This window comes from Desulfobacula sp. (assembly GCF_021107415.1).
In genome coordinates, this window is sequence record NZ_JAIOSW010000427.1 from 1 (window position 1) to 10,100 (window position 10,100).

Annotated in this window: 10 protein-coding genes; 8 read left to right on the forward strand and 2 right to left on the reverse strand. The window is 39.5% G+C overall.

The annotated features are described in order from the left end of the window. From K8S13_RS21445 to K8S13_RS21475, 7 genes are all read left to right on the forward strand, one after another. Positions 1-298, forward strand: a 298-nt coding sequence (locus K8S13_RS21445) for a hypothetical protein (protein ID WP_291465764.1), incomplete at its 5' end; no start/stop codon positions are given. Next, positions 295-1,212 carry an AEC family transporter gene (locus K8S13_RS21450; protein WP_291465765.1) on the forward strand — a complete coding sequence of 306 codons (918 nt, stop codon included), beginning with the start codon at positions 295-297 and terminating at the stop codon, positions 1,210-1,212. The genes K8S13_RS21445 and K8S13_RS21450, both read left to right, overlap by 4 nt. Positions 1,213-1,298: 86 nt before the next feature. Beyond that, on the forward strand, positions 1,299-1,616 hold the full coding sequence (locus tag K8S13_RS21455) for a hypothetical protein (protein ID WP_291465766.1): 318 nt from the start codon (positions 1,299-1,301) through the stop codon (positions 1,614-1,616). A 2-nt stretch (positions 1,617-1,618) separates the two neighbouring features. Further along, a complete protein-coding gene (locus K8S13_RS21460; protein ID WP_291465773.1) occupies positions 1,619-2,218 on the forward strand; it encodes a phosphate/phosphite/phosphonate ABC transporter substrate-binding protein in 600 nt (199 codons plus the stop codon). Between the two features lie 16 nt (positions 2,219-2,234). Then, positions 2,235-4,280: an ATP-binding protein gene (locus K8S13_RS21465; protein ID WP_291465767.1), complete on the forward strand. Its 2,046-nt coding sequence runs from the start codon at positions 2,235-2,237 to the stop codon at positions 4,278-4,280. Then, on the forward strand, positions 4,255-4,617 hold the full coding sequence (locus tag K8S13_RS21470) for a response regulator (protein WP_291465768.1): 363 nt from the start codon (positions 4,255-4,257) through the stop codon (positions 4,615-4,617). The genes K8S13_RS21465 and K8S13_RS21470 overlap by 26 nt, the downstream gene beginning before the upstream one ends. An 86-nt stretch (positions 4,618-4,703) precedes the next feature. Continuing rightward, complete coding sequence (locus K8S13_RS21475; RefSeq protein WP_291465769.1) at positions 4,704-5,396, forward strand: alpha/beta hydrolase; 693 nt, start codon at positions 4,704-4,706, stop codon at positions 5,394-5,396. A gap of 24 nt (positions 5,397-5,420) precedes the next feature. Here K8S13_RS21475 and K8S13_RS21480 read toward each other — a convergent pair whose 3' ends face one another. Then, a complete protein-coding gene (locus tag K8S13_RS21480) occupies positions 5,421-6,413 on the reverse strand; it encodes a dual specificity protein phosphatase family protein (RefSeq protein ID WP_291465770.1) in 993 nt (330 codons plus the stop codon). A gap of 1 nt (position 6,414) precedes the next feature. Further along, positions 6,415-9,021 carry a PEP/pyruvate-binding domain-containing protein gene (locus K8S13_RS21485; RefSeq protein WP_291465771.1) on the reverse strand — a complete coding sequence of 869 codons (2,607 nt, stop codon included), beginning with the start codon at positions 9,019-9,021 and terminating at the stop codon, positions 6,415-6,417. A gap of 439 nt (positions 9,022-9,460) precedes the next feature. Between K8S13_RS21485 and K8S13_RS21490 the strand changes: the two genes are divergently transcribed. Then, positions 9,461-10,100, forward strand: a 640-nt coding sequence (locus K8S13_RS21490) for a molecular chaperone TorD family protein (protein ID WP_291465772.1), incomplete at its 3' end; no start/stop codon positions are given.

Consider the following 10,100-nt stretch of genomic DNA (forward strand, 5'->3'; position numbering starts at 1 on the left):
ATTAAAGCACAAATATCCGGGGCACTTAGGTGACCTGAAAGAAGAAGGGTCCAAGCACGGCTTTATTCATCCCACCCCCTGGGACAACCTGGATATCTCTTATGAGATCAATAAAACCATCAGCATGTATCAGCTTTCCCTGGATATTTTACCCAATCACAGCACGCCGTTGATCATCCATCATGCTTCAGGCCTTGCAGACTGGATACGGCAGATTGAATTAAAAGAAAACATAGAATTTCAGAGAGTCGGCACAACCATTGGGTGGTGGCAGACCAGGGATCAATCTTTTATATGAATATTATCTCAACCATTGTTCCGGTCTTTATCATCATTTTTTTAGGGTTGTTTGCTAAACAAATAAAGTTTATCACACCGGATTTTCTAAATCAGGCCAATCGCCTGGTATACTATATTGCTATTCCGGCCATGATTTTCAGTTCCATTGCAAAAGCCTCTTTAAATACCCAGATGAATACCGGAGTGATTATGATCACACTGTTTTCGCTTATGCTGATCAGTGCCATTGCCTTTGGGACAGCCCGGTTTTTAAAAATGGCAAGATCATCAAAAGGAACCTTTATTCAATGCTCGTTTCACGGGAACCTTGGGTATATCGGTCTTGCGGTTGCATTTTATTATCTGGGAGACAGCGGATTTGTAAAAGCTGCGATTATAGCAGGATTTGTGATGATACTTCAGAATGCCCTGGCAGTTATTGTTCTGCAATACCACAGCGGAAGCAATACAGGCCACCCAAAGATGTTTGATACCTTAAAAAAAACCATGGTCAATCCTGTAATACTGTCAGCCATTGCAGGCATCTTATTCTCTTGGTTCAAAGTACCAATGCCCCTGATTCTTGACAGAGCCCTGGAAATTTTAACCGGCATGGCCCTGCCTTTGGCCCTTTTGATTATCGGTGCGTCGCTTTCCTTTGAAAAATTAAAACCCCGGTTTTTAAATGTTATGGTTTCCAGCTTTTTAAAGGTTATGGTTGCACCGGCCATTGGATTTGTATTATTTAAGTTTTTCTCTGTTCATCCAAAAGATTATCTTCCGGGATTGATCATCCTTTCTTCTCCCAGTGCAACGCTCACCTATATCATGGCAAAAGAGATCGGGGGTGATCCTGATTTTGCAGTGGCCGCCATATCCATTTGCACCATTATTTCAGGTTTGACTTATGGGTTGTGGCTCAGTATAGGGTAGAAATATTTTTAGCTAAAATATTATCTATATGATATGGTTAATCTGGCGATGGAAACAGGGTAAAAAAATATAAAGGAGAAATAAAAGTGAAATATGGATGGGTGGCCCTGCTCATTTTTTTATTATTTTTTGGTTGTGGAGAAGATGAATCCGTCATTAAGGTGGATTTAGATAGAAGGGAGCAGGTGATACTGAAAGAAGAGCCCGGCATTGTCACCTATGCCTATCTTCCCCAGTATTCCCACACGGTATCTCATACCCGTCATCATTCTCTTATCCAGTATTTACGAAAAAAAACAGGGCTGAATATCAAGCAGATATTTCCAGATACATTTGACCAGCATATGAAGATGGTGGGACAAAAAAAATTGATATTTCATATTCCAACCCTTGTATTTATATAAAAATTGCCCATCGATATGGGGCAAAAGCCTTTGCAAGAATTGTGGAAATGAGCGGTAAAGATAAGTTCAGGGGGCAAATTATCTGTAGGGCGGATAATGCATCCATCCAAACCATATCCGATTGTCGTAACAAAAGATGGATTGCCGTGGATTCAGCATCAGCGGGTGGATATCTATTCCCATTGGGGCATTTCATTGACCACGGCATTACAAAAAAGGATTTTAAGGAAATTGCCTTTGCACCAGGTCCCGGAGGAAAACAGGAAAAGGTTGTCCTTTCCGTTTATGCCGGTAAATATGATATTGGAACCATCAGGGAAGGTACATTGGATGTGGTATCCGGTAAAATTGATCTCAATAAAATAAGGATCGTTTCAATGACTGTTGCCTATCCGGGGTGGGTGTATTCTGCCAGGGAAAACCTGGATAAAAAAATCGTGGAAAAATTAAAACAGGCTTTTGAAAAACTTGATTTTAATATTAAGAATCATCGTGAAATATTAGAAGCTGCTAATTTTATTAAGGTAATAGCTGCTAGTGATTCAGATTTTGATTCTGTGCGGCAATTGGCTGCTAGCGTGGGCATGAGCCTTGAGGAATAGGGGAATGACTAAATAAATGAAGTTGGGATTTCGTGGTAAAATAATTTTAAGTTTTTTTTCTTTGCTCCTGATCCAGGGCCTTGTTATTTCCTTCTGGCTCAGTAACACCATGAAAAAATCCATACTGGAAGAAATAAAAAATCGGGGGACTTCAATAGGAATAAGCCTTTCTGCCCGCATGGTGGAACCCATACTGGCCATGGATTTTTTAAGAATGAAAGTCCTGGTGGATGAAACCGTGCAATTGGGCGATGATATCTTTTATACTTTTGTCCTGGATGGGAAAGGCAACCCTTTGATTCATACGTTTAAACATGGGTTTCCAGTAGCCCTCAAGACGGCAAACACTGTTTTGGACAACCAGAAAGAATCCATACAGCTCCTGGATGCCGGGGGGCAATTAATTTATGATTATGCAGTCCCTGTTTTAATTAATAATAGTCGATTGGGAACCCTTCGATTGGGTCTTTTTCGAACACGGGCTCAAAAAGCAGTCAATAAAATTATCATTTCTGCGGTGGTCACTATAATTTTGGCAATACTCATTGCAGGTGTCGTGGGAACCCTGCTGCTCAATCCTGTGACAAAAAGCATACAAAAGCTTCATGAATCCTCAGAGCATGCATTAAGGGGAAACCTTGATGTCAGAACTGCACCGACATTGAAAAAAAACTGCTGGGATATTATGCAGTGTCATCAAAACAAATGCCCGGCATATAAAAACTATCATCACCGGTGCTGGTACTTGGCCGGAACTCTTTGTCCAACCTGTGTTGAAGGCGAATATGCCAAGAAAATGGACTCCTGTCAGCAATGTTCTGTTTACAAACAATGTTCAGGAGATGAAATTCAAAGCCTGGCAGAAAGTTTTGATGCCATGATCCTGTCTTTAAAAGGCAACCTGTCTGATTTGAGAAATGCCGAAAGTATTTTAAATGAACAAAAAGCCCTGCTTCAGATGATTTTGGATGCCATACCGGATTTTATTTCTCTCCAGGATCATGAAGGCAGGTATGTCTCGGTTAACAGAGCCTTTTGTGAAATGTTGAACAAGGACAAGAATGATATTGTTGACAGAAAAAATGATGATCTGTTTTTAAAAAATCAGGCACTTCTTTATGATCGGGAAGATAAAGAGGTCCTTGAAATGGGAACCCCTCTTATTAAAGAAAATAAAGTAACAGGGTCAAAAGGGATAACGTGGCTGCATGTGGTCAAAATTCCTGTTTCGGAAACAAAAGATCAGGTCAAGAGTCTTGTATGCAGCGGCAGGGATATTACCCAGGTTAAAGCTGTTCAGGAGCAGCTTACCCATGCCCAGAAAATGGAATCTGTCGGGCGCCTGGCTGCCGGAGTCGCCCATGAGATCAACACACCCCTGGGTATTATCCTTGGATATGCCCAGCTTTTACTGGAAGATGTTGAAAAGGACGGGCAGATTTATAAAGATATGGAAACCATTGTTAAGCAGACGAAAAATTGTTCCAAGATTGTTAAGGATCTTTTAAATTTTTCACGTTCCGGTAAAAGCAATATCACTGAGTTTAATATTAATGAAGCCATTGAAGAAGTCCTTGGTGTGGTTGAGCATACATTCAGCCTGAATCATGTTATTGTTAAACATGAATATAATAGAAACCCTTTATTGATGAAAGGGGATAAGGAAAAACTCAAACAGGTATTTATCAATCTTTTGAATAATGCATTTGATGCCATTAAAGAAAATGGCAGCATCTGTGTCAACTCCGGAATCGGGAAGACTCAAAATGAGATAAAAATATCCATATCAGATACGGGCCATGGGATTCCGAAAGAGGATATAAGCAAGATATTTGAACCGTTTTACACCACCAAGGGGCCGGATAAGGGTACCGGACTCGGGTTATCGGTCACATTTGGTATTATAAAAGAGCATAATGGAACTATTAAAGTCTTTTCTCCTGGGTTATCAGGAAAGAAAGAAGAACTGGGGACACAATTTATAATTGTGCTGCCCTCCGGCTTAAATAGTGTTCAAACGAAAAAGGGAGAAATAAATGGGGAACATTCTCGCACTGGATGATGTACTGGATGCAGCCAACCTGGTGAAACGGATTCTTGAGAGGAAAGGGCATAGGGTTTTCCCTTTTACGGAAGAAGAAGATGCCATCAGTTTTGTGGAATCCAATGAGGTTGATCTGGCGATTCTGGATATCAAATTAAAAAAGATGAGCGGCGTTGAGGTGCTGGAAGAATTGAAAAAAAGGTCACCGTCAATTCGAGTGATCATGCTGACAGGCTATCCCACCATTGAGACTGCCAGGGAGTGTTTAAAGCTGGGAGCCAATGAATACTGTGTGAAACCCATTGATAAGGATGAACTGGAAGACAAGGTGGCCCAGGTCCTTAAAAACGCATAAGATCTGGAAAGCCGATTGTATCCACGGATCATCAAACCAGGAGAGTCAGACTGCAAGGATTTTATAAAACAAGCATTGTCTGCCTGTTGTTTTTTTTGTTTTTAACAGCTCCGGCGGTTTCTGCAAAAAAGCAGGAAACTATTGTTCTTTTACATGGGCTTGGCAGAACTTGTGCTTCCATGTATTTTCTTAAAACACAATTGGAAAATATAGGATATACAGTGGTGTCTGAGAGCTATTCATCTACTGATAGGTCGATAAAAGAACACGCTGACTGGCTGAACACAATCATTAATGACTGCTGTGTTGAATCGGAAAAAATACATTTTGTGACCCATTCTCTGGGCGGCATCATTCTAAGGCTTCATCTCAAGGTAAAACAATATCCAAATATGGGGCGGGTGGTCATGCTTTCCCCACCGAACAAGGGAAGTCAGGTTGCTGATTTTTTAAAAGACTGGGAATTGTTTCAATTTGTAATGGGTCCAAGCGGCCAGGAAATTGGAACCACCCCTGACAGTATCCCCAATAAGCTGGGTCCGGTTGAGTTTGAACTCGGGGTCATTACAGGTGATGTCTCTTTTAATCCGTTCACCTCTCTTTTGATACCCGGACCGGATGACGGCAAGGTATCTGTGGAAAGTGCCAGGGTAAAAGGAATGAAAGATTTTATCGTTCTGCCCCATTCTCATACCTTTATCATGAATTCCCAGGAGGTGATAGACCAGGTGATCTCGTTCCTGGAAACCGGGAATTTTTCACACCCGGAAAAGGACTAAAATTTAGAATAGAGAAGTAAAAGTCTATATTTTTTCAACATCAACCATATAATGGAAATATTTTTGAACAAATTTTCCTGAAATTGTATCAGCCACGGAAAATGTAAAATCAGTATTGGGTAAAAATTGTCCTGAAAAGGCTAAGAATACGGTTTGGGAAAGTTCAAACAGCATATCTTTGATCTCATGATTATCTGCTGAAAACTCAAGTGTATTGTAAATTCTGCATCTTGCCGGTCTTAACTCGTAAATCTGGCAACCTGAACCATCATTGAACGGGCATAACATGTTTTCTTTTTTATAGGTCTTAACAGCTCTTTTTATCAGCACTTCTCTTTGATCTGATGTAAAGTGCCTGTTCATTTTAGAGTGCAGATAAATGACTTCTATCAATTGAAGGTCAAAAGATTCAGAACAACATTTGTGCTCTTTCCTGCCGCATTGGATAGGGTCTTTTTTTGATTGATTTTGAACTTCTTTATCAATATTTTTGATCAAAGATTCATAATCAGAAAAAAAATGACTTAAATCCACCCTGTTTTTAATTTCCAGGGAGGGTTCACGGATTGTCAGAACACCTGATTTTTTGCCATATTTTTTTAATAGTTTCCACTGACCGTAATTGGAGGGATTCGCGCTTGAGGATTTTAATTTTTTTGAAGCCGCTTTGAGACCCAGACCTCTTCGAATCATATAGGAGGTGATAAAGGTTCCGGTTCTTCCAATCCCGTGCCGGCAATGGACCAGCACTTTTTTCCCAAGATAAATAGCCTCATCAAGCCAGGCCAGGGCCTTTTCCATATCTTTCATTTTGGGAATATCCTCATCCCATATGGGAAGATAGCAGACCTCGAATCCGGAAGATTTTTCAATATCATGGAGGTCGGAAAATTCAGCACAAAGATTTACAATGGCATCAATCCCCTTAGCTTTTATGGTCTCAAGTTCAGCATATGACATGGGGGCATATCCGACCGCAAGACTGTCTGTGATCCATGTGATGGGGTATTGGGACATTTTAAGCTCCTTTTAAACCGTTATCAACAGCTGTTCTGAAATCATAGCGACCGTTCATAAAGTCATCAATCATTAATTCCATATTAAGGTTTTCTTTAAGGTACATATCCATGAGTTTAGTCGCTCCCAAAAGCCGTCCTGTTATATCGAGAGTTTTTTCCATTGTTTTTAATGAACCGTGTTTGAATTCGGCATCAATAAGGTCTGATTTGATCTGGACCATAAATCCGAGTCGTGTTAAAATTCCTTTAATAAAATTGGCCCGGAGAGACCGTCCGGCAGGGCTGCCGCCACCGCCGGAAAACCTGAAAAGAATATAATTATCCTCTTTTTTAGAAGAGCAGATAGTATCCAGGATGACAAAATGATATCCAAACCTGAAGTTTACATTTAAATACTCTTTTGACATAACTGCATAGCTTCCAAACATTGAGGAATCTGCACTGATGATGCCCCCGGCCATGACAATTCTGTCATATTCCTCCCAATCAAAATGACTGGTTTCAGACCAGCAAATCCCTTGGTTTGAAAGCCCTTTTAAAACAGCTTTCATGGGAATGCTGGCAACATCTTCAGATTTTAAAAATTTTTCATTCTTTTGATTATTTTTTTTGGGGTCTTCTTTGATTCCCTGGCCCACATCAAGGATATAAAAGAGCATGGGGATATTGGAGATGAGTTTTTTTGCCCCTTTTTTCCTGCCGCCTTTTCTATTTCCGATTAAAAACATTTCTTTTAAAGCTGTTTCATGGGTAAACCGGATAATATCATGAAGAGATCTGCATCCTTCCGGGGTAAAAGAGTCGGATTCAGGATCAGTCAGTTTTAATTTAGCGCAAAAATTAATCACATATTGCAGTTTTGTCATAAAAGAGCTGTTTTTAAAAAAATCCTCTTTTGGTGCAGTTCTTTCCAATAAAGGTTTTACTGTTCCCTTGTATACAATGCATTTGTCTGCATCCACGGTCACCCGGCTTCCCTGGACAAGATCATCGAATTCTTTGCCAACATTTACAATGGCCGGAACCCCATATTCCCTGGCAATAGATGAAAAGTGGCTGGCACGGCTTCCCGTGTGGATAATAATGGCAGTCATTTTGTTTATTGCTATAACGAATTGAGGCAATGCATGTCTGACAACAAGCACTGATCCATCGGGAATATGATTTATCTGTGATACGTGTTTAAGCCTGTAGACAGGGCCTGAACCGGTTCCGGAACAGACACTTTCTCCTTTGGGACAAATAATCTTATTAACAATTTTATTCTCGGGAGTTTGGCTCTGTTTTGTGTTATTCGAAGTCGCACCCGGATGGATATTCAATGGCCTGGACTGGAGAATAAAAAGTTTGCCGGATTGATCCTGGCACCATTCAATATCCTGGGGCTCATTAAAATGGGTTTCAAGGGAAACACCCCATCTGGCAAGGGTTAAAATAGAGGGCTCATCAAGGGAAAGCAGATTTTTTTTTATTTGATCCGTATCAATGGTCCGGGTCTGAATTTTTGGTTCTAAAACCATTTGTTTTAATTTGGCTGCGATTTTTGTGCTGACTATTTTAACAGGATCTTTTTTTGATACCCTGATCACATCCGGTGATACTTCCCCTTCCACGAGCAGCCCCCCCTGGCCCCAGACCGAATGGATCAATAAATTTCCTGAAAAAGGTTCTTCAATATCCCGGGTATATATCACGCCGGATGCTTTTGAATTAATCATTTCAAGTACCAGGACTGCCATGGGGGTTTCATCATCCAAAATCCCGTGACTGATCCTGTAAAAGAGTGCCTGGGCAGAATATTTACCGGCAATGATTTGTTTATATTCATTTAATATTTGCTTTTTGTCTACATTTAACAGGGTTTTATATTGACCGGCAAAGGAAGCTTTTCCATCCTCTTTAACAGCACTGCTTCGAAGTGCAGCCCTGAAATTGATTTCATTGTCCTGCCCAAGGGAATTAACGGCATTAGTTACCGCGATATCAATATCTTCGGGTACAATAGCATTTAATATGAGCTTCTCAATATCAAGAGCGGTCTGTTGCAAAGAGGAGGTGTCGCTGACATCAAGATCAGCTAATTTTTCATTTATAGGCTCCCGTAATTCGTTATATTCTAAAAAATAATGAAAGGCATTGGTTGTGATAACAAATCCTTTGGGTGCAGGCAGGTGGAGATCGTTATTAAGACAGGATAGAGCGAATGCCTTTTTCCCTGCAACCGCTTCGTTGAATGATGAGATTTTATCAAACTCGATGGTAAATGGTGGTGAAAAATTAAACTCCGATGGGGCAAGCATAAACCGGATATAAAAATCAAATTTTTTGAAATAGTCTTTCAGGCTCCAATAGCTTGACGGGCACATTTTTAAAAGTTCTTCAATCATTCGTAAAACTGAATCAGCAAAGTGTCCATAGGTTTTTACAACAGCCTGAAAATCATATTTTTTTTGGGTATAATAAATATCCTCCAGACTTGCCATAAACTCGTGGGCTGCCTTGTCATATTCCAGCAAGACCTTAAAGGATTCGTATTTTTCCCTTAAAATGGTTCCCGGAGAAAATACCTGGTATGTCCAGTATCTGAATAAATTTTTAATCAGCATGATTTATAATTAGTTATGGCTCATTAGTTTACACCTATCTCTTAAAGATATTTTAAGAGTAGCATTGAAAACAAAAGAATTCAAACATGATTTTGTATTTATTGGCGCAATAAAAAAAATGCAGCGCAATATTTTTATTGCGCATTATTTTTATGGCAATCCTTTGCTGTGATAAGTCAATATCCTTGTGTTTCAAGGCTTTTCTCGAATAATCATATTTTATTAAATTTGATGTCAGATTTGTTTCGGTTTTCAGCTCAAAGGCTGTTTCTATTATTTTATATAATTTAAAGTGATGGGATTTTATTTAATTCCGGGTAGTTGTATTTTTAATATAATAAGTTGTGGTTTGTAACAAGCCCGTTGGCATGGTTATGGCTATATAGATATTGGGTTGTTCAATATATCAGAATAATATTTGCTAAGGAGGCAATAGATTATGGATAAGATTTATATGGAATCAAGGGCAAAAAGATATCAATTTCTTTCCACCCTGTATCGCGATGAGATACCTCTGAAATTAATTAAAAGCATGCAGGACGAACAATTTCTTAAAGGCTTGCTTGAATCTGTAAAAGGGTGTGGGTTCATGGATCTCACCAGTGGAGCAGAGGCTATGGCTTCCTGCCTGAGAAAAACAGATCCGAAAAAACTGTATAAAGAATTGAGCTATGATTATGCAGATATCTTTCTCAATGCAGGGCCCAATCCCGTATTCCCATATGAATCTGCTCACATAGGAAAGAAACCTGTACTTATGCAGAAACCGGTTTTAACCATCAGAGAGTATTTTCAAAAATCAGGAGTTTACAAAAACCCTGATTTTAAGGATCTTGATGATCATATTGCAGTTGAAATGGAATTTTTAAGGTATCTTCTTGAAAAACAAGAAACAGATATGTACATAAAATTTTTTAAAAATGTATATCTTAAATGGACAAATTCCTTTTGTGATCAAATGACTGTCTCTGCAAACACAGACTTTTATCAGGGTCTTGCCCATTTCACACGGGGAGCGTTGATGTGTGAAAATATGCGAATTGATGGCTTTACCAGGGGTGAAGAAACCACTCAAAAAA

What these genes read in the sequence shown, in the direction of transcription:
- K8S13_RS21465 (WP_291465767.1), top strand. Translation starts at nt 2,235, where the DNA reads ATGAAGTTGGGATTTCGTGGTAAAATAATTTTAAGTTTTTTTTCTTTG.
- K8S13_RS21470 (WP_291465768.1), top strand. Translation starts at nt 4,255, where the DNA reads ATGGGGAACATTCTCGCACTGGATGATGTACTGGATGCAGCCAACCTG.
- K8S13_RS21450 (WP_291465765.1), top strand. Translation starts at nt 295, where the DNA reads ATGAATATTATCTCAACCATTGTTCCGGTCTTTATCATCATTTTTTTA.
- K8S13_RS21485 (WP_291465771.1), bottom strand. Translation starts at nt 9,021, where the DNA reads ATGCTGATTAAAAATTTATTCAGATACTGGACATACCAGGTATTTTCT.
- K8S13_RS21480 (WP_291465770.1), bottom strand. Translation starts at nt 6,413, where the DNA reads ATGTCCCAATACCCCATCACATGGATCACAGACAGTCTTGCGGTCGGA.